The organism is Algoriphagus sp. 10J20-15, from assembly GCF_055809615.1.
In genome coordinates, this window is record NZ_JBVVUG010000029.1 from 1 (window position 1) to 19,847 (window position 19,847).

Sequence of the window (19,847 nt, forward strand, 5' to 3'; positions counted from 1 at the left end):
CATTTAATAGCTGTAGCTGATTTGTCAATTGAAAGTGTAGTACCCTCAGCAGCTGCGACTTCTTGTGCTTCAGAGGTTTCTACTGTTTCTCCGGATTGGCCGCATGCAAATGTTAGCAGTGCAGCCGCTAGAATAAAGCCAGATTGTTTGATAGTTTTCATTGGTGTGAGTTTGTTTTCGAAATTATATGTATATACATGCAAACTCAAAGTTTGCTAAAAAGTTCATTACACAAAAGAAAATGTTAAACTTTGTTTGAGATTTTTTAGAAATCCGGCAACCTTGATGAGAATGAATATGGCATTGCAATTAGAAGTAAATGGGAAAAGCCCTTCTTTCGGAGATGGGTGTTGGCTAGCACCAAACGCAACTATAGTAGGAGATGTGCAGACGGGGGATAATTGTACAATATGGTTCAATGCAGTTGTAAGAGGGGATGTTCATGAAATTCGTATTGGGAATGATACAAATATCCAAGATGGTGCAATAATACATTGCACTTATCAAAAGGCAGGTACTTACATTGGTAACCAAGTATCCATTGCCCACAATGCCATAGTTCATGGCTGTACGATCCATGACCGAGTGTTGATTGGAATGGGGGCGATAGTGATGGATGGAGCAATTGTCAACTCAGGTGCGGTGATCGCTGCAGGGGCAGTGGTTTTAGCTAATACTATTGTAGAGGCAAATTCAATTTATGCCGGAATGCCCGCGAAAAAAGTAAAAGATACTGGTATTGAAATGGAGGAGGTGATTTCAAGAACAGCTAAAAACTATCCTATGTATGCAAGTTGGTTTAAAATCTAAATTTAGAATTTAGAGATCAGTTGTGATGACTTAACTTTTAACTTTAGACTAGAATCTTGTAACTTGTACCCAATTCATTTTTGGCAGAACATTTTTCTATGAAAACTATTTTTAAAGAGTTAGAAAAGCCCTTCATTTTAGTTATGCTTTTTGCCTTGTTTATTACTTTCAATTTCCTGCTGAATCGTTACATGCCACCAAATTTGGCATTGGATTTACGATTTGCCTATTCTGCTCGTGAGGCATTTAATGTTTTACATAGTATGGGAGAAGGCATGAGGCAACAGTATCTCATGGTAATATGGCTTTTGGACACCCCTTACATGGTTTTTTACTTGTTGCTGCTAATTGGACTTAATTGTAAAGTCTGGAAGCAAAAATGTCTGGTAGTTTTGCCTGTTATCACGGTATTATTGGATCTTTTCGAAAACCTCTCAGTTTCAGGATTAATACTAAAATTTCCTGTAGAAAGCGTGACGCTTGGGTACATGGCTTCATTTTTCAGTACCACCAAATGGTTATTTGTGGGGGCATGTTTACTCTATATAATGGTAGGATTGATCCGAAATGCACTGCATAAAATGAGACCAGACCTAGATTTGAATAGGTGATAATTAATCTTTTTTCAGCAACCTAACCCATCTTTCTTTTCTTTTTAGGATATTTTGACTAGTATTTGTAAATGAGAGAAAACCTCTGATTTTTCACTGTTAGTTGAAATTTTATTTATGCAAGAAGAATATTTAAAATGGTTTTCTCCCCACCTGCAGCGGGATGTGGAAATGTTGGTTTTTGGTCATGCAGGCTACCCTGTCGTTGTTTTCCCTACTTCAAAAGGCTCTTTTCATGAAAACCGGGACATGGGTTTAGTGAAATCGGCTCAGTGGTATATAGAGCAAGGACTCATCAAAATTTATTGTCCAATTAGCAATGATGCGGATAGTTTTTACAACAAAAGAATTCACCCACATCAGCGAATTCAGCATCATGTCGCTTATGACAAAATGATCTGTCATGAGATAGTAGAGCGAATCAGATTAAATACCCCTGTGGCTAAGGTGGTTATGGCTGGTTGTAGCTTTGGAGGATATCATGCTGCCAATTTTGCCTTTAGGCATCCCGGCTATGTGAGCCACATGTTTAGTATTTCTGGAGCATTTGATATTCGGAGCTTTATGGATGGCTATCAGCACGATGATATCTTCTATAATAATCCCTTAGAGTATTTGCCAGGGCTTCATGACCAAGAGTTATGGAAAATGGATATCGTTTTGGGAACATCAAATTGGGATATATGCTTTGATGCGAATATTAAGCTACATGATACACTTAGAGCCAAAAACATCAATCATTGGTTTGATGTAAGGCAAAACCGTCAGCATGATTGGGATGTTTGGAAAGAAATGTTCCCTCATTACCTCAGCAGAATTAAGTTTAATTAGGTCAACTTATTATCATACGATATGAAAAAAATAGGAATACTTTTCGGAATGGAGGACACTTTTCCTCAAGCTTTTATAGACAGGGTAAATCAAAAAGCTGAAAAAGGAATTGTCGCAGAAGCGGTACAAATTGACAAGGTGATCCAAAATCAATTAACAGAGTATGCAGTGATAATTGATAGAATTTCTCAGGATGTCCCTTTCTATAGAGCCTATCTGAAAAATGCTGCCTTAACTGGCACCGCCGTGATCAATAACCCTTTTTGGTGGAGTGCAGATGATAAATTCTTCAACAATGCCCTAGCAGATCAATTGGGAGTACCACTTCCCAAAACAGTGATTTTACCTTCTTCCAAACATCCGGATGATACCACTTCCAAGTCTTTTAGAAATTTGGTAGCTCCTTTAGACTGGGAAGGCATATTTAATTATGTAGGTTTTCCTGCTTATATGAAGCCATATGCTGGAGGAGGCTGGAAAAATGTTTACCGTTTAGAGGATAAGGAGGAGTTTTTTAGAACACACCCAGAAACTGGTCAGTTAGTAATGATGCTTCAGGAGGAAATTGTTTTTGAAGAGTATTTCAGAGTGTATTGTCTTGGTGGAAAAGCCGTAAAAATCATGCCTTACGAACCACGTAATCCGCATCATCTTAGGTATGTGGTCGATGGGCCACCTTCTTCAAAAAAATTATTGGCAACCGTCAAAGATTATACTTTGCGTCTATGCAAGGGGCTAGGCTATGATTTCAATACGGTAGAATTTGCGGTGAAAGATGGTATTCCCTATGCAATTGATTTTGGAAATCCCGCTCCGGATGCTGACGTGAATTCTGTAGGAGCAGAAAATTTTGAATGGGTGGTAGAAGAAGCTGCGAAAATGGCAATCAGCTATGCCAAAGCGCAGAAACCAGGTAAAATGAATCTCACCTGGGGGACATTTATGAGGGATTCTGTGAGTACTGCCAAGAGGTTCTAAAAAATTTCAGCTTAACGATATAACATGGCTTCATCACTGAAAAAGCTTCCCAAATTTACATTGGGGGTAGAAGAAGAATATCAGATAATAGATCCTGAAACTAGAGATCTTCGCTCTCACATGTCTAAAATTGTGGAGGGGGGAAAGATCACGCTGAAGGAGCAAGTGAAAGCAGAAATGCACCAGTCGGTGGTAGAAGTGGGTACCAATGTTTGCGAAAATGTAGCCCAAGCAAGAGCTGAAGTCTCTTCACTTCGAAATAAAATATCCGAATTAGCCGCTAAACAAGATTTAGTGGTTGGAGCAGCCAGTACTCACCCTTTTGCCAGATGGCAAGATCAGGAGATTACTGATGATCCACGCTACCATGTAATTGTAGACGAGTTAAAAGATATTGCCAGATCTAATCTGATTTTTGGTCTTCATGTTCACGTGGGGATTGATAACCGGGAAATTGCAATTCAGCTGATGAACCAAGCCTGTTATTTTCTGCCACATATTTATGCGCTGACAACAAATTCACCTTTTTGGGAGGGTAGAAATACAGGCTTTAAGGCATTTAGAGCAAAGATATTTGCCAAATTTCCGCGGACTGGGTTACCCGAATATTTTGATTCTGTACAGTCTTATGATAATTATCTGGAGACTTTGGTCAAAACGAACTGCATAGACAATCCCAAGAAAATATGGTGGGATCTACGGATTCATCCATTTTTCAGCACTATTGAATTCCGCATTTGCGACATGTGTCTCACTGTAGATGAGACTACTTGTATCGTTGCTTTAATTCAAGCGGTAGTTGCTAAACTCTATAAGCTTCTTTTGAGCAACACTAGTTTTAATATTTATAGAATAGCGCTGATCCGAGAAAATAAGTTTCGCGCAGCAAGGAATGGTATTGAAGGGAAGCTTATTGATTTTGGAAGGAAAATAGAAGTCCCTACTTCCGAATTGATCATGGAGCTTTTGGATTTTATAGACGATGTGGTGGATGAATTGGATAGTCGTCCAGAAATCGATTATGTACATCAAATCCTTAAAAATGGAACTGGGGCAGATCAACAATTAGCAGTTTTTAATCAAACTCAAGATTTGAAAAAGGTAGTAGATATGATCACGTCAAAGTTTACAGAGGGGATTTAAGGGCTTTTATTACCTTTGCGAGCGAAAAATAAAATTAGGCAACGTGGGAAAGAAAAAATTGAACTTGGCGATCTTAGATATGTACGATGGCGAGCCAAATCAGGGAATGCGTTGTATCAAGGAGATAGTGGCTAGATTCGATAGCCAGTTAACCTACAAGGTATTTGACGTGAGAGGCAAAGCCGAAATACCAGAAATCCGTGATTATGATCTCTTTATATCCACCGGTGGTCCAGGAAATCCAATGGATGGAGATGGTCATTGGGATTTAAAATATTTTGATTTTTTGGACCAGATATGGATCTGGAACCAAAATCATAATCATAAGAAATACATTCTCTTCATTTGTCATTCCTTCCAAATGGCCTGTAGGCACTTTGGATTAGGCACCCTTACTAAGAGAAAATCTACTTCTTTCGGAGTAATGTCAGTTCATAAGACAGCCGATGGACACAAGGATTCCTTGCTGCAAAATCTGGATAATCCTTTCTGGGCGATAGATTCCCGAGATTATCAAGTGATTCAGCCTGATTTAAAGAAATTCAAGGTCCTTGGAGCTAAAATTATTGCGCTGGAGAAGATTCGTGATCATGTGGAATATGAGCGGGCTATTATGGCTATTCGGTTTTCTCCAGAAATGGTAGGAACGCAATTCCACCCTGAAGCGGATCCTATAAGCTTCCTGGCGCATTTGAAAAAGGCTGAAGTCAAAGAAAAAATTATTGCGGTAAAGGGTAAAATTAAGTTTAGGAGAATGCTGGAGCATTTGGTAGATGAAGATAAAATCTACAAAACCAACGAGACGCTCATTCCAAATTTCCTTGAGCAATCGATCCAACTAGTTAAGGCTTCCAAATCTCTTACTTTAATTTAAAACGCCATGATTGAATCCTTGAGAGCTCAATTTAATAGGGAATTTTCTGTTGAGAAATATCAGGATTTCCTTGCCGATATAGCTGCGGACTTCAATTATGCGCCAACTTTCAGAGTAGCAGAAACCCCATTTTTCATTCCAAATGAGCTGAAAAAGCAATTGGAAGAAGCCTGTCTGGAAGTTTGTGATTTCGTTGGAAAACCAGACTTCAAAGCCCTTACTCAGCGGGCAATCGATCTAAATACTGAGGTTCCCCATGAAGATGCCCATACCCAATTTATGGCTATCGATTTTGGGATTTGTGAAGAAAACGGAAACATAGTGCCCAAACTTATCGAAGTGCAGGGCTTTCCTTCCATTTTCAATTTTCAATTCAATCTTTACCAAAAATTTCAAAAGCAGTATCCATTTATTGGTGAATTGACGCCTTATTTATCTGGGATGGATGCAGATCGATATTTGGAGAAACTGAAGGAAGTTGTTTTCAATGGACATGATAGTTCAGAAGTGGTTTTGCTGGAGATAGAGCCGGAAAAACAGAATACCAAGATAGACTTTTACTATTGCCGCAGAGATTTAGGAATTCCAGTCATTTGCGTCACTGATGTAATTAAAGAGGGAAATCAACTTTTTTATAAAGATGAATCCGGTACAAAAATTCATATCAAACGAATTTATAATCGAGTGATTTTTGATGAGCTGGACTTGCGCAAAGACTTGAAATTGCAGTTCAGTTTTCAAGATAATTTGGATGTAGAATGGGCTGGGCATCCCAATTGGTACACTAGGATTTCGAAGTTTATACTGCCCCATCTTCAGGGGAAATATTTTATAGAAACCAAGTTGCTTAGTGAGATAGACGAGATTCCTGAGGATCTGGAGAATTATGTATTAAAGCCTTTGTTTTCCTTTTCAGGCTCAGGAGTGATTTTTAATGTGGAAAAAGAGGATATAGGGCAAGTGAAGGACAAGGATCTGTATATACTTCAGAAAAAAGTAGCTTATGCTCCTGTGATTCAGTCTCCCGATGGCAAGGTGAAAGTGGAAGTAAGGATTTTGGTTTTGTGGCCAGAAAAGGACGAGAAGCCCTCTTTGGTGGGAAACCTTGCCAGACTTAGCCGCGGGGAGATGATTGGTGTAAAATTTAATAAAGATAAAGACTGGGTTGGAGGATCAATTGGTCTTTTTGAAAAGTAGGAAAGGGACTATAAAACAAAAAATGGCAGTGAGAAATCACTGCCATTTTTTTATTTATATAGCTTATTGCTTCCAAACCGATGGGTCTTTTCTCCATTCCGAAAGAGACTCCAGTGTATCATCTGTAATGTATTTTCTCTGCACAGCCATAGGTAGCATGGCTTCATAATGACTAAGGCAAACAAGTTTCACACCTGCCTTATTGAAGTTTTGAGTAGCCACATCAAATCCGTAGCTGAAAATGGCCACCATTCCCAGTACCTCAAATCCTGCGTCTAACAAATCTTGCGTTGCTTTGAGAGAACTTCCCCCTGTTGAGACCAAGTCTTCTACCACCACTACCTTTTGGCTCGGTACCACCTTTCCTTCTATCATGTTCTCCATTCCATGGCCTTTTGCTTTCGAGCGTACATAGATGAATGGCAAATCAAGATCATTGGCAAGTAAAGCTCCTTGGGGAATACCAGCGGTAGCTACTCCTGCAATTGCTTCCACAGTTGGGAAATAATGTTGAATGCTCCTGGTCAACTGCTCTTTGATCATGGTGCGAACCTTTGGAAAAGACAATGAAAGTCTGTTGTCACAGTAAATAGGGGATTTCCAGCCTGAAGCCCAGGTGAAAGGTTTCTCAGGTTGAAGTCTTATCGCCTGAATCTCCAATAATTTATCAGCTACTTCAGCAGCTACATTCGCGTCTAAAATTTCCATGTAGCAAAAATAAGAGATAAACTTAGCCTAAGGTTGTAGCAAGTGAAAAAAATATGCACTTTTGACTAATTGCAACCACGCCAAAACCTTTGATTCATCATGAGAATCTTTGTGAATGACAAACCTTTTGATCTGATAAGCTACGAAGAATTGAACCCTTCTAAGTCTTACGAAACAGTTTATTCTGATATGGAGGAGCTTCCTGCACATTTGCCTTGGAAAGATGATGTGCTTTTTCATGAGCCTTCGCATGATTTGATCATTAGGTTATTGTATATCCTGCGCACCAGAAAGCTCAAAGATCTGGATTCGATCACTTTGGTGACTAAGGATAAAGCAGCACTGAAAAAGTTTGTAAAGAGTCGTTTTTCAATTATTAAAGCTGCAGGCGGTATCGTATCCAAAAAGGATAAAATGCTCCTCATTTTTAGATTAGGGAAGTGGGATTTCCCTAAAGGAAAATTTGAAAAAGGAGAGACTCCAAAGCAATGTGCTGTACGTGAAGTGGAAGAGGAGTGTGCTGTGAAAGTGAAAGCGGGCAAGAAGATCTGCAATACTTGGCATACCTACACCCAAGATAGAAAAAGCATCCTAAAGAAGACCTATTGGTTTGAGATGGATTGCGTCAGCGATGTCGACATGACGCCGCAAAAAGAAGAGGGAATAGATGATATAAGATGGTTTTTTGAGGCAGATGCAAAAATAGCCTTAATCAATTCCTATCCTTCGATGCGGTATCTCTTCAAGCAATTTATAAAGAGCCACCTGAAACCTCAGACATTGTAAGGAAGGAATTCGGTGACGTCTCCGCCGAATCGATGAACTTCCCGAATAATGGTCGAACTAATCGCAGCATATCTTGGAGAGGTAATCAGAAATACCGTCTCCAATTCAGCATTGAGGTAGCGATTCATTTGACTAATTGTATTTTCGTACTCAAAATCGGTAGTATTTCTCAACCCCCTAATTAGAAATTTAGCGTCATGCTTTTTAGCTAGGGTGGAGGTAAGTTCGTTGTAGACAATCACTTTTACTCCAGGTATGTTTTCATACACACTCTCCACCTTATTCACCATATCATCTATTTCAAAATACCTGGATTTCTTAGTAGAGTTATAGCCAATTCCGATAATTACTTCGTCAAACAAGTTTAGACTCCTCATCACTATGTCGTGATGACCAAGTGTATAAGGATCAAAGGAACCAGGGAAAATGGCTATTTTTTTCATGTCAATAGTTTCTTTATTCACTTGACTCATGAGTATTTTGCTTAATCAAATTGCCAATTAGTTTCAAATAGATTGACAGATTTCAAATGTTTGAAACCATGCGTGTAATTTTGATTGGCATGAGGACTCAGGAGTCTAAAATGATGAAAATATTCTTTTCCCCATTCTTCAAGTAATCCCGCTTTCAGCAGTAGCCCCAAAAAGGCTGATGCGTACGTGATTTCTATCAAATTTCAATTGCTCAATGATAATCAATGCATACTTCAAGATATCTGCATTAGAATCTATAGAGAACATGTTGAAAGCAGTAAGTTCTTGGTTCGAAAAAGCTGCAGCATAAATTTGATTTCCAAATATGCTGATCAAAATTTCCTGTCCAATCAAATTGAACCTCTCTTTGAAGAGATAAGATAAAAAGGATACAGAACCATGATGAAAAGTCAATTCTGAAAAACGTGCTTGAAGAGATTTTTTCAGTTTTCCTTCTATTCCAGATAAAACCTGAAGGTTATTGCTGTCCAGAGGTGTGTTGAAATAGCTTGTGTTAGGATGTTGTTCGCTTGCAAACGACAAATAGGTAGCCTCTTCACCAGGTTGGAATAAAACTCCCGGAACTAGGCTAAAAATCGGATGATGTAGATAGATCGTAGCAGGAATGTCATTTTTCAACAAGTGATCAGATATCACCAGCTGTTCTAATGAATTCCAGTTGAAATTCAAATATTCGTGGATACAAATATTTGTATTGTTCTTATCCTTCGCGAAGATGAATAAAGAATCGGGATACAAAAAAAGTGATAGGCTTGATGCATCTTCCACATCAAACCTATCACTTTTGAATACTTTGAGGTTACTTTCCAAAATAGGAGGTTTTATTTCCAGTTACCTTCGGTAGAGGCGTCTGTTCTTGAACCTACTTTCAAAGCTTTCTCATTATTGTTAAGTCTTCTATCTGGGTTGATTGGAGCAGGATCTCTAATCTCAAATACAGAGATTTCATAGGAGTTTCTTTCCACCTTGTCTGCAAAGAATTCAAACTGTTTCCCTCCAGAACCTGGTACTATTACCAAGGCGTCAAGGTTGAAATCAGGATATTTTCTTTCATTAAATAAAGAATCAATAACAGGTACAGAACCCAAAGTATCGAACTCTACTGATACTTCTTCTGCGCCATAATCTAGCACCTTAGTAGTTTCAGTTCTTTGTACAAGCCAGATTTGACCAGTTTGGATGAAATTCTTTAATTCATTCCAGTTTGCAGCATACCTTCCATTAGAAGCTTGAAATGCGAGTTCTGCATCTCTTAGCATTTGTAATTTTTCGATTATTGCTGCCTCTGTACGTGCAATTCTTTTTTCGTCCTCAACTACGTCGTCAACACCTTTCCAGAGAAGGTAGCCAAGACCAATTGCCACTACGAAGAAGACCAAGGATAGTACTTTTGATAAATTCATTTGATAAATTTTTAAGAATCTGGGTAAGGTTGAAGGTTATAAATCGTGCTATTTTAGAGAATTATTTCCAAAATTAAAATATCCTCGCAACAATACTAAGTCCTCTAGTGATTTTATTCCCCAAAAGATTTGATGAAGGGCTTCATTAGGCAATGATCGGATTTCATTTATGTCCATCCACCTGATTTCTTCGATAATTTGAGAATCTGGATAAAGCTCAGGATCCGTTCCTAGTGTGAATTTCCCTCCAATTTTCTCCACGAGAAAGAAATGTTCCATCGCGTGAAGTGGTGTTGCCAGGTATTCATTAACGAAAAGATAGGCTTTTACTTCTACATCTAAGCCAGTTTCCTCAGAAAACTCTCGTTTTAGATTTTCTGAAGCACTAAATCCAAAATGCATTCCACCGCCTGGGACAGACCATAGTACTCTGCCGTTTCCCATTAAATGTTTGATCATCAAGATTTTTTCTTCCTCTATCAAAATACCATTTACACGTGATCTGAGTTGATTTCCAAACTTTGATTCGATTTCCTTGCTGATTTTGTCTTTTGGCATTTACATTCGTTTGTATGAGTAAAGATAATGAGTCACTGCCGAGACCCTCGACATTGCTGAGTAAATATTTCCCTTTTGAGCCTACCACAGGTCAGGCTACCTTTTTCTCTAAGATGAATAAGTTTCTTCTTATGGAGCCTGAGCAAAAGCCGACTTTCGTCTTACGTGGGTATGCCGGTACGGGGAAGACTTCTGTTATTTCTGCTTTAGTGAAAGCACTTCCCAAATTATCCATGCGTTCCCTTTTGCTTGCTCCAACTGGACGTGCGGCAAAAGTTATGAGTAATTACAGCGGACGTGCTGCATACACCATTCATAAGATTATTTATAAACCCAAGGCGGAAGATGGAAGTTTGGGTGGAGGATTTATTCTTCAAAAGAATTATTACAAGGACACCGTCTTTATCATAGACGAATCCTCCATGCTGGCAGATGATGGAGGAATGTCAGGAAATCTGCTCGGGGATTTGATCAGCTTTGTTTTCCATGGGCAAAATAATCGATTGATCTTGGTTGGAGATACTGCGCAATTACCTCCTGTGGGTAGTGATTTTAGTCCTGCGTTGGAAGCAGATTATCTATTGAGACATTTTCGCCTGGAAGCTGACTTTATCGAACTGACAGAAGTAATGCGTCAGCGATTAGAATCAGGGATTCTATATAATGCCACTAACCTCCGGGCATCAGTTGCAGCTGGAGAAGCAGGAGATACAGATCAGTACCAGTCAATTTAAAGATATGTTTAAAATGACCGGAGAGCGTCTGGAGGATGGATTGAGGTATGCGTATGATAAGTTTAGTACAGAGAACACGACCATCATCACCCGTTCCAATAAAGCTGCGGTCCAATACAACCTCTACATCAGGCGTACCATCCATTTTTTTGATGATGAAATAAGCTCCGGAGATTTGCTGATGATAGTTAAGAATAATTATACCTATATGGCTGAGTCGGAAAAGGTGAATTTTCTGGCTAATGGTGATATGGCTGAGGTTATGAAAATCCGCTCTTTTGAAGAATTCTACGGTTTACGATTTGCAACCTTGGAGCTGAGGTTGTTGGATTATCCAGAAGAGCCCCACTTTGAGGCTAAAGTGATCCTTGATACGCTATATTCTCCCAGTCCTTCTTTGAGTCGCGAGCAGTATAGAAGCTTGTATCAGCAGGTATCGGAAGATTATGCGGATGTCGCCAGCAAAGTAGAGCGAAAGGAATTGATTAGGAAAGATCCTTATCTAAATGCCTTGCAAATCAAGTTTGCTTATGCATTGACTTGCCATAAAGCTCAAGGTGGACAGTGGAAAGCTGTTTTTGTAGATCAGGGGCATCTTCCAGAAAATCAAGTTGATAAGGATTTTACAAGGTGGCTGTATACTGCGATGACTAGAGCTACAGAAGAACTCTATCTTGTGAATTTCGCACCAGTTTTTTTCGTAAAACCAAAAGAGATAGAGGGTTCTGATTTGGAAAGTTTTTAAATTAAATCTGCATTTAATAAACTTTTGGCAAGGTATTTTCATTTTAATACATCCAACAGCTTTAAAATCCGTTATTTTGAAGTTGATACAAAAAATTGAATATTTGAAGACCAAATAATAGCCATGAAATCGAGCATGGCAGATATCATCACACAGTAGGATAGTCATAAACCATGTGAGAGTTCATATGACCATTGAAAATAAAATATATAACAGATGAAAAAATTAGGATTTCTATTAACTGTATTTGCTTTGGTGTTTGCATTTAATGCAAACGCTCAGGAACAAAGTGGCGCGGTAATCACTTTCAAAGAAAAATCTATAGATTTTGGTGATATCACGCAGGGAGATAAAGTAGAGCATACCTTTGAATTGACAAATTCTGGAACCACTCCACTGATTATTTCAAATGTAGCTGTAACCTGTGGATGTACTGCTACGAGTTGGCCTAAGGAGCCGATTGCTCCTGGTAAATCGTCTGAGATCAAAGTTTCTTTTAATTCAGCCGGTAAAATGGGTAAGCAGAACTCTATAGTAAGAATTTACTCCAATGCTTCAGAGCCGATTGAAAAGGTATCCTTGATTTCAAACGTACTTCCAAAGACGAAGTAATCAGTAATTGAAAAACCATACTTACAGCCTCTTGAGAAATCAAGAGGCTTTTTTTGATCCGTACCTACAGTGAGGGGGAGAGGTCCTAGTCAAGATAACGATTGACAGTTCGTAGTTTTTTTAATCAATTCCAATTATTCTACTTCTGCGTTCTAATAATACGGTGTCTCGCCATATTCCATTCATTTTACCTATTTTTTCTCTATGTCCTATTTTTCTAAATCCGTGTTCTTCATGAATTTTTAAACTTGCAATGTTTTCAGGAAATATGCCTGCTTGCAATGTCCATAGTTTTTCGTTTTCACTTTCAGTAATTAATTTCCCAAGTATTTTAGTTCCTATTTTTTGTCCACGATATTTGTTAGCGACATAAACACTAACTTCGGCAACACCAGCATAAACACATCGTCCAGAAACTGCAGATAGAGCCGCCCAACCAACAATTTCATTGTCGATTTCTGCAACAATTCTACAGGGTTTAATATGTCCGTTGTTCCACTCGTCCCAAGTAGGTATTTCTTGCTGAAAGGTTGCGTTGCCTGTTTCAATACCTTGTCTATATATTTCAGCAACGTTTGTCCAGTCGTCTGCCGTCATAGGTCTATAAATTAATTTCATTTCTTTCTTATGAATTATTTGTTTCTACTGTGTCGGTTTATACAATACCCACCAATCTAGCTGGCTTTGGCTTGCGAGGGATTTTGAAACTAATACTTTGTGTGTTAAGCCTGATTTGAGTGATAATGATTTCATTTTTAAGTTGCCACGCCACCATTTAGGTAGTTAACATCTGCCTTGAATAGTGAATATATACCAAAAAGATGATCGTTCCAACGGGTGAAATGCGGAGCATTCATGAACATTATAGAATATAAATAAATCGTGAAGAAAGTGCTTTAAACGCGGAATTCACGATTAAAATAAGGGTAGGCTGGTACCCGAAACTAAGGAATTAGGGGTGATCGTTATCTGTATGATTTACCGTGAAAGTTTGAGTGATCAGAAAATATCCTGTAGACCCTTTGCATAGCCTTATCTTAAATGTAATTGGTAAGGGAAAGCTGGTGCCAAGAGCGACTACCTGCTTGCGGGAAGGCCAGTGTAGGGTGATGTGAGAGACGCACGGTGGGCTTATGACTTAAGATCGTTCAATAGACTAGCGGGTGGTTGTTTATTTATTTTTTTCAAACCACTTGACAATTGAAGGCATATTTCTCTCAAAACCTCCCGGGATAAAGAAGTTAAGAACTCCACACGTTTCTGTTGTCTTGTTTGCAAAGTCGTGAATAGTTTTTGCCGGTATTCTTAAAAAAGTTCCTTTTTCGACATCTACCCATTTTTTTCCAACGAGTATGGAGGTTGTTCCTTCAATTCCATATAACACTTCATCATTGTCCTCGTGTTGGTGAGCACCAGGTCCATCAGAGTTTGGTTCAAGCCACCATTCCGAAATACTGTATTTGTCATCACTTTCGTTTTCATCTACCTTAAATACAGCTGTCATTGACCCGCAGTTATACGTTCTGCCTTCGCCCGCTTTTAAGATAATGGTATCCGATTTATTATTTTTATGCTCCATTTTATTTTATGCTCTCCTCTAATTAGTTTGAATTTCATATAAATTGGAATGACTTGAAAATATCTTTGTCGCTCCTGAACGTCGCAAAGTTTTCCAATCCCATGCGCAATAATTTCTAATTTTGAACGGACTGGTTTAGGACTTTCCTAATCCTGATTTACTCTCGCTATCTGATACCTCGGTAGACCGCTAATAGGTGTTTTTGTGTTTTTCCAGAAGGAGAAGGGATGAATTTTAATAGCTTTCGGTTTTTTGTTTACGCAGGTTGACAGCAATAACTTCAGCTATCCCAGTACCTTTCTATCTTGCTCTTCCATAGGTTTAAAGTTGATATCTAAATAACCTCCACTCGCATTATCATCGCTCACTACTTGGGGTTTTCCATTGATTAGTTCTACCGAATTTTGATGGGTATGTCCTGCAAAGACGCCTAATAAGTTTGGTGCATTAAATACTTCCTTGTGAAAATTAAATGTCGTTTGGGTATGTCCACCTTCCGGCCATTTAGGACGCCTTTCTATTTCAAAATTGCGATCCGTGGCAGCTCCCCAGTTAGGGTTGCCACAACCAAAATAAATCATTTTTCCAGGAGCATACATCGGAATGTGAACAAGTAAAACCAAGGGCATTTTACTGGCAACTTGTTCTCTAAAAAAGGCCAACTGTTGCTCATTGATTTGGTAGGTAGAATTGTCAATCGCCAAAAATCGTATTCCTTTAATCTCATAAGCAGACATTAAGGGGTTATTGCCTTGATATAAGGGTAATAGCCGCTTCTCAATCCAACTGTCCCGCAAAGACTCCATGGAACCTTCCATTCCTTCATAATGCCAATCATGGTTGCCTGCGCTGTAAATGTAGGGGATGCCGGTTTCCTTTATTTTAGATAGCACCCATTCTATGGCTGCTTCAGAGGGGAAACTGAAAATATCCCCATTCAAAATTATTGCATCTGCATTCACCTCTTTTGCAAAGGCCAGCGTTTGTTCGAAGGATTCCTCTGGATTAGTTTTTATACCTGTTTGAAAGTGAGTGGTTTGGTTATAAGCCTTTGCCATTCGATTACTATATTCTTGGTAGGGAATCCCTCTTTCATCATCGGTAAATAGATGTGTGTCGGCAATATGAACCACCCGAAGCGACTCAGAGATTTGCTCAGCATAAAAGCTTACTTTTTGCTGGTCTATAGTAAGTGCTGTCTTAATCGGTTCGCTTGGGTTCTTTTCTTTGGTAGTAGCAAAGGATGTTGTGGACAGTCCAAGTCCCATTAAGGCTGTGGTGCTTTTTTTAAAAAATGAGCGGCGGATCATTAGGTGTTTTTTTGATTTAAAATTATAGAACAATAATACCTAATTTTTTTTAGCTCTGGGGTAGCCAATTTGCCCTTCACACATATAATACGCATTGGATTGTTCCCAATTATAGTAGTTGACTAATTGAAGTTCGTAGCTGATTTGACAGCTGGGAAGTGGGGCCTTCCGAATCAAAATCAAATCACTGGCAAAGAAGTAGATGATCCTAATTCTATTTATCAATGACTCATTTTAAAGAGTTGACTTTACTAAATCCGAAGTCTGACAATCTATGTCATAATACGCTCTATATAAGCTTAAAAAACATAAGATAGGCGAAGGTATGCAAGAACCAAAAACACAAGCCTCTCGTTTTAACAATTCGGATTAAGAATACACTAGAGAGAGAAGATTGTGCTATGCAATGTGATTTTACACAATTTCGTAGCTGCATACTATTGCTTAAGCTTATCAACCCATTACAGCAATTTTCGCAGCGTCCCACTGGTGAAGTGTTAATTAATTCATTCCCCATTCATATTTGATAAGTTCGGCCTATGTCTTTTGAACGCACACAAGAAAAATTAAAAATACTCGCTGACGCTGCAAAATACGACGTCTCTTGTTCTTCAAGTGGGAGCAATAGAAGCAATGCAACTAAGGGGCTTGGAGATGCTACTGGTATGGGGATCTGTCACTCATACACCGAAGATGGGCGATGCGTTTCTTTATTGAAAATTCTGCTGACCAATCACTGCATTTTCGATTGTGCTTATTGTGTGACAAGAAAAAGTAATGATATTAAGCGGGCTGCTTTTCAGGTGCAGGAAGTGGTGGATTTGACTATTAATTTTTATCGCCGCAATTATATTGAGGGCTTATTCCTGAGTTCGGGGATTTTCAAAAGTGCTGATTACACCATGGAGCGACTGGTGGCTGTCGCCAAAAAGTTGAGATTAGAAGAGAATTTTAACGGATATATTCACCTCAAATCAATTCCTGGAGCTTCGGATGAATTGATGAAAGAAGCTGGTTTGTATGCCGATCGCCTAAGTGTGAATATTGAGATACCTACTAAGGAAGGTTTGAAATTACTTGCTCCAGATAAAAATCGCGAAGATTTCATCAAACCAATGATTAAGGTGAAGAATGAAATCATTCAGTACAACTCAGAAAAGAAACTTATCAAAAGCACGCCTAAGTTTGCCCCGGCTGGGCAAAGCACGCAGATGATCATCGGTGCCAGTGGTGAAAGCGATCAGCAAATCATGTGGACATCAGATTACTTCTACAAAAAGTTTGAATTGAAGCGTGTGTATTACTCAGGATATATTCCTATCAGCAATGACAACCGCCTTCCGCAACTAGGTACCGCGGTACCTATGCTACGGGAAAATAGGTTGTATCAGACGGATTGGTTAATGCGGTTTTATGGGTTTGATGTACACGAGATACTGAATAATGAGCATCCAAACCTGGATCTGGATGTAGATCCAAAATTAGGTTGGGCTCTCAGGAATTTGGGGCATTTCCCTGTTGATGTCAATAAAGCAGATAAACATATGCTGGCAAGAATTCCCGGTTTGGGTATGAAGTCAGTCCACAAAATCATTCAAGCAAGACGTTTTCGAAGCTTAAATTGGGAGCACTTGCAGCGGATGGGAGTGGCACTCAATAGAGCTAAGTATTTTCTTGTTTGTGCATCCAATGATTTTGAACGCCGGGATTTGACAGGGGCTCAATTGAAGTCGCTTATTCTGCAAAATTCGACCAGTAAGTATCAAAAAATCCTGAGTCCACAGATGAATTTGTTCGGGTAAATGGTAAATGCTCAGGATGTTATACTGGTTTATGACGGTAGTTTCGATGGGTTTTTAACCTCGGTGTTTGAGGTGTTTGAATTGAAATTACAGCAGGTTTCTATATTTAGAAAAGGTTTTGCGCAGAACTCTTTGTTCGGGACGATCAAAGAGGTGCTGACTGATCCTTTAAAAGCAGATCGAGTATGGAAAGGTATTTCGAAAAAATCCTCTGCAACAGGCAAATCTCGTATATATTATGCTTTTCTAAGTGAAAAGCCAGAGGTGGAAAATCTCTTATTGCGATATATTCAGTATTTGTTCAAAAGTGAGATTCAGATAGATTCAGATTTTGGGAATGATGATGTGCTGAAAGTGACGCAGATCGCCAAGAGTGTAGGTAGAGAAAAGCATAGAATGGAAGCTTTTGTCCGATTTCGCCTGACAAAAGATGGGTTTTACTTTGCTACTATTGAACCGGATTTCAATGTCTTACCTCTTATTTCTAAGCATTTTAAGAGCCGATATGCAGACCAACAATGGGTTATTTATGATCTTCAACGTGAATATGGAATTTATTATAATCTGGAAACAGTTGATATCATACAATTAACATTACCAGAGAATTTTAATGCCACACAAAGCTCCTCTGAATATTTTGCAGCTGAGGAATTAGAATTTCAAACCTTATGGCATGACTATTTTAAAAGTACGAATATCCCATCCCGTAAAAATATGAAGCTCCATATCCAGCATGTTCCCAAAAGATACTGGAAGTATTTAAGCGAAAAAATGGAATAGGGAAGGGTATCTCAAGGGGCATTATGGCCTTTTTACAGCTTAAGTTCCTTTCGATTTGGAACTGAGTAGGGGTTTAATGGGTTTTTCAGGCTTAACACACTATTTCATGGCAAAAAAAGCAGAGCGTAAAGTGACCATGGGTCAGGTCTTTAAGACCATTATATGGCCCAGAAGAAAGCATTTATTTTTAGGTCTCTTTTTAATTATCATTTCCCGTCTGGCCAGTTTAGTGCTGCCTGGAGCAAGTAAAATCCTGATCGATGATGTCATTCCTTCCAATGATATGACCATGTTGAAATGGCTGATCGGCGGAGTAGTCTTGGCTATCGTAGTGCAGTCGGCGACTTCCTATGCACTCACGCAAATACTAAGTGTAGAAGCCCAGAATTTGATTTCTAAGTTGAGATCTCAGGTTCAGGCACATATCATCAAACTACCTATTCGCTTCTTTGACAATGCGAAAACAGGCGAGCTAGTATCCCGAATCATGACGGATGTGGAAGGAGTTAGAAACCTGGTAGGAACAGGCTTTGCACAGATGATTGGCGGAATTTTGACCTCTATTGTTTCACTTTTCCTATTGATCAGCATTAGCCCAAAAATGACCTTGTTTGTCCTACTTCCAGTGGTAGTATTTGGCTTAGTTTCCTTAAAGGCTTTCGGTAGAATTCGTCCTATTTTTCGCGAACGCGGTAAGATCAATGCGCAAGTAACCGGCAGACTTACTGAGACGCTGGGAGGTATTCGGGTGATCAAAGGATTCAATGCAGAGGAGCAGGAGATTAAGACTTTTGCCAGCGGGGTCGATGAGCTTTTCCAGAATGTAAAGGCGAGTTTGACCGCAACAAGTTTTGTGACCTCGATGGGAGCTTTGCTATTAGGTTTGGCATCCGCTGGAATTATGGGAATGGGTGGTTATATGATTATGCAAGGCGAGATGACCTTCGGTGATTTTCTTGCTTTCACACTATATCTAGGTTTTATGATCGCACCGATTGTGCAGATGTCCAATATTGGCTCTCAGCTTACCGAGGCTTTTGCTGGATTGGATCGTACGGAGGAAATCATGAATACACCACTCGAGGCTGATGATCGTACCAGAACTTTAGCCTTGAAGGAGGTCAAAGGAGATATAAAATTTGAGAACGTGTCCTTTGCCTATGAGGAAGATAAGGAAGTGATCAAGGGGGTAAACTTTCATGCACCTGCAGGTTCGGTGACAGCTTTGGTGGGAACTTCAGGTTCTGGAAAAACAACCATAGCTGGTCTTGCTGCAACTTTTTTAAATCCTGATTCAGGCAAAATCACCTTGGATGGATATGATCTGCAGACTGTAACTTTAGAGTCTTTTCGCTCCAGGCTAGGCGTGGTCTTGCAAGATGATTTTCTGTTTGAAGGGACAATCCGAGAGAATATACTTTTCCCAAGGCCAAATGCCAGTCTTGAAGATTTGCAAAAAGCAGTGGTGGCTGCCCACGTGCAGGAGTTCACGGATCGATTTGAGGATGGGCTAGATACCTTAATCGGTGAAAGAGGTGTAAAGCTCTCAGGTGGACAAAGACAACGTATAGCTATTGCCAGAGCGATTTTGGCCGATCCTAGGATTTTGATTCTTGATGAGGCTACCTCCAATTTGGATACAGAATCAGAAACGCTGATTCAGGCTAGCTTGAAGGAATTGATGAAGGGCAGGACCACATTCGTGATTGCTCACCGATTGAGCACGATTCGTCAGGCCGATCAGATCTTGGTAGTAGAAAAAGGTGATATCGTAGAGCGTGGCCAACATGATGAGCTTATTGCTCTGGAAGGAAGATATTATCAGCTTTATACGTATCAGTCGAGGATATAGCAGGATTTCGGATGAGGGCAGCCTAAGACCCTAAACCCGA

Annotated in this window: 20 protein-coding genes and 1 pseudogene; 13 read left to right on the forward strand and 8 right to left on the reverse strand. The window is 39.4% G+C overall.

The features are described from left to right. Nucleotides 1-297 precede the first annotated feature (297 nt). From AC0L6R_RS10955 to AC0L6R_RS10985, 7 genes are all read left to right on the forward strand, one after another. Entirely contained in the window at nucleotides 298-810 is a 513-nt protein-coding gene (locus AC0L6R_RS10955; RefSeq protein WP_283411808.1) for a gamma carbonic anhydrase family protein, read from the forward strand. Between the two features lie 98 nt (nucleotides 811-908). After that, nucleotides 909-1,421, forward strand: a complete 513-nt coding sequence (locus AC0L6R_RS10960; RefSeq protein WP_473271250.1) for a hypothetical protein — start codon at nucleotides 909-911, stop codon at nucleotides 1,419-1,421. 117 nt (nucleotides 1,422-1,538) lie between these two features. Then, the gene (locus tag AC0L6R_RS10965; RefSeq protein ID WP_473271251.1) at nucleotides 1,539-2,252 is read left to right on the forward strand and encodes an alpha/beta fold hydrolase; all 714 of its coding nucleotides are present in this window, start codon (nucleotides 1,539-1,541) and stop codon (nucleotides 2,250-2,252) included. A gap of 21 nt (nucleotides 2,253-2,273) precedes the next feature. Next, the gene (locus AC0L6R_RS10970; RefSeq protein WP_473271252.1) at nucleotides 2,274-3,230 is read left to right on the forward strand and encodes an ATP-grasp domain-containing protein; all 957 of its coding nucleotides are present in this window, start codon (nucleotides 2,274-2,276) and stop codon (nucleotides 3,228-3,230) included. Between the two features lie 24 nt (nucleotides 3,231-3,254). Continuing rightward, nucleotides 3,255-4,373 (forward strand): carboxylate-amine ligase, encoded by a 1,119-nt coding sequence (locus AC0L6R_RS10975; protein WP_473271253.1) that lies wholly within the window; start codon nucleotides 3,255-3,257, stop codon nucleotides 4,371-4,373. Nucleotides 4,374-4,416: 43 nt separating this feature from the next. After that, complete coding sequence (locus tag AC0L6R_RS10980) at nucleotides 4,417-5,247, forward strand: type 1 glutamine amidotransferase (RefSeq protein ID WP_346771393.1); 831 nt, start codon at nucleotides 4,417-4,419, stop codon at nucleotides 5,245-5,247. 6 nt (nucleotides 5,248-5,253) lie between these two features. Beyond that, nucleotides 5,254-6,444, forward strand: a complete 1,191-nt coding sequence (locus AC0L6R_RS10985; protein WP_473271254.1) for a hypothetical protein — start codon at nucleotides 5,254-5,256, stop codon at nucleotides 6,442-6,444. A gap of 63 nt (nucleotides 6,445-6,507) precedes the next feature. Here AC0L6R_RS10985 and pyrE read toward each other — a convergent pair whose 3' ends face one another. After that, nucleotides 6,508-7,152, reverse strand: a complete 645-nt coding sequence (pyrE, locus tag AC0L6R_RS10990) for an orotate phosphoribosyltransferase (protein WP_473271255.1) — start codon at nucleotides 7,150-7,152, stop codon at nucleotides 6,508-6,510. A gap of 99 nt (nucleotides 7,153-7,251) precedes the next feature. Between pyrE and AC0L6R_RS10995 the strand changes: the two genes are divergently transcribed. Beyond that, on the forward strand, nucleotides 7,252-7,938 hold the full coding sequence (locus AC0L6R_RS10995; RefSeq protein ID WP_473271257.1) for an NUDIX hydrolase: 687 nt from the start codon (nucleotides 7,252-7,254) through the stop codon (nucleotides 7,936-7,938). On the opposite strand, the gene coaD is transcribed toward AC0L6R_RS10995, so the two are convergent. The 4 genes from coaD to AC0L6R_RS11015 form a co-directional block, all read right to left on the reverse strand. Further along, on the reverse strand, nucleotides 7,926-8,381 hold the full coding sequence (gene coaD, locus AC0L6R_RS11000) for a pantetheine-phosphate adenylyltransferase (RefSeq protein ID WP_283411368.1): 456 nt from the start codon (nucleotides 8,379-8,381) through the stop codon (nucleotides 7,926-7,928). The two genes, AC0L6R_RS10995 and coaD, sit on opposite strands and share 13 nt — an antisense overlap. 168 nt (nucleotides 8,382-8,549) lie before the next feature. Beyond that, nucleotides 8,550-9,242 (reverse strand): DUF3822 family protein, encoded by a 693-nt coding sequence (locus tag AC0L6R_RS11005; protein WP_473271258.1) that lies wholly within the window; start codon nucleotides 9,240-9,242, stop codon nucleotides 8,550-8,552. A gap of 11 nt (nucleotides 9,243-9,253) precedes the next feature. After that, entirely contained in the window at nucleotides 9,254-9,835 is a 582-nt protein-coding gene (locus tag AC0L6R_RS11010) for a hypothetical protein (protein WP_283411366.1), read from the reverse strand. 48 nt (nucleotides 9,836-9,883) lie between these two features. Further along, entirely contained in the window at nucleotides 9,884-10,393 is a 510-nt protein-coding gene (locus AC0L6R_RS11015) for an NUDIX domain-containing protein (protein WP_283411365.1), read from the reverse strand. Nucleotides 10,394-10,407: 14 nt separating this feature from the next. On the opposite strand from AC0L6R_RS11015, the pseudogene AC0L6R_RS11020 reads away from it, so the two are divergent. Beyond that, nucleotides 10,408-11,872, forward strand: a pseudogene (locus tag AC0L6R_RS11020) (ATP-dependent DNA helicase). A gap of 216 nt (nucleotides 11,873-12,088) precedes the next feature. Next, nucleotides 12,089-12,484 (forward strand): DUF1573 domain-containing protein, encoded by a 396-nt coding sequence (locus tag AC0L6R_RS11025; RefSeq protein WP_473271259.1) that lies wholly within the window; start codon nucleotides 12,089-12,091, stop codon nucleotides 12,482-12,484. A gap of 120 nt (nucleotides 12,485-12,604) precedes the next feature. Here the strand turns inward: AC0L6R_RS11025 and AC0L6R_RS11030 are convergent, their stop codons facing one another. From AC0L6R_RS11030 to AC0L6R_RS11040, 3 genes are all read right to left on the reverse strand, one after another. After that, complete coding sequence (locus AC0L6R_RS11030) at nucleotides 12,605-13,102, reverse strand: GNAT family N-acetyltransferase (protein ID WP_473271260.1); 498 nt, start codon at nucleotides 13,100-13,102, stop codon at nucleotides 12,605-12,607. Between the two features lie 553 nt (nucleotides 13,103-13,655). After that, nucleotides 13,656-14,063 carry a cupin domain-containing protein gene (locus AC0L6R_RS11035; RefSeq protein ID WP_473271261.1) on the reverse strand — a complete coding sequence of 136 codons (408 nt, stop codon included), beginning with the start codon at nucleotides 14,061-14,063 and terminating at the stop codon, nucleotides 13,656-13,658. Nucleotides 14,064-14,347: 284 nt separating this feature from the next. Continuing rightward, nucleotides 14,348-15,373, reverse strand: coding sequence for a metallophosphoesterase family protein (locus AC0L6R_RS11040; RefSeq protein ID WP_473271262.1), 1,026 nt, complete (start codon nucleotides 15,371-15,373; stop codon nucleotides 14,348-14,350). Nucleotides 15,374-15,912: 539 nt separating this feature from the next. Here AC0L6R_RS11040 and AC0L6R_RS11045 point away from each other — a divergent pair. The 3 genes from AC0L6R_RS11045 (at nucleotide 15,913) to AC0L6R_RS11055 (ending at nucleotide 19,807) form a co-directional block, all read left to right on the forward strand. Beyond that, on the forward strand, nucleotides 15,913-17,175 hold the full coding sequence (locus tag AC0L6R_RS11045) for a putative DNA modification/repair radical SAM protein (RefSeq protein WP_283411359.1): 1,263 nt from the start codon (nucleotides 15,913-15,915) through the stop codon (nucleotides 17,173-17,175). Next, entirely contained in the window at nucleotides 17,176-17,955 is a 780-nt protein-coding gene (locus AC0L6R_RS11050; protein WP_473271263.1) for a TIGR03915 family putative DNA repair protein, read from the forward strand. Between the two features lie 106 nt (nucleotides 17,956-18,061). Further along, a complete protein-coding gene (locus tag AC0L6R_RS11055) occupies nucleotides 18,062-19,807 on the forward strand; it encodes an ABC transporter ATP-binding protein (RefSeq protein ID WP_473271265.1) in 1,746 nt (581 codons plus the stop codon). Nucleotides 19,808-19,847 lie beyond the last annotated feature (40 nt).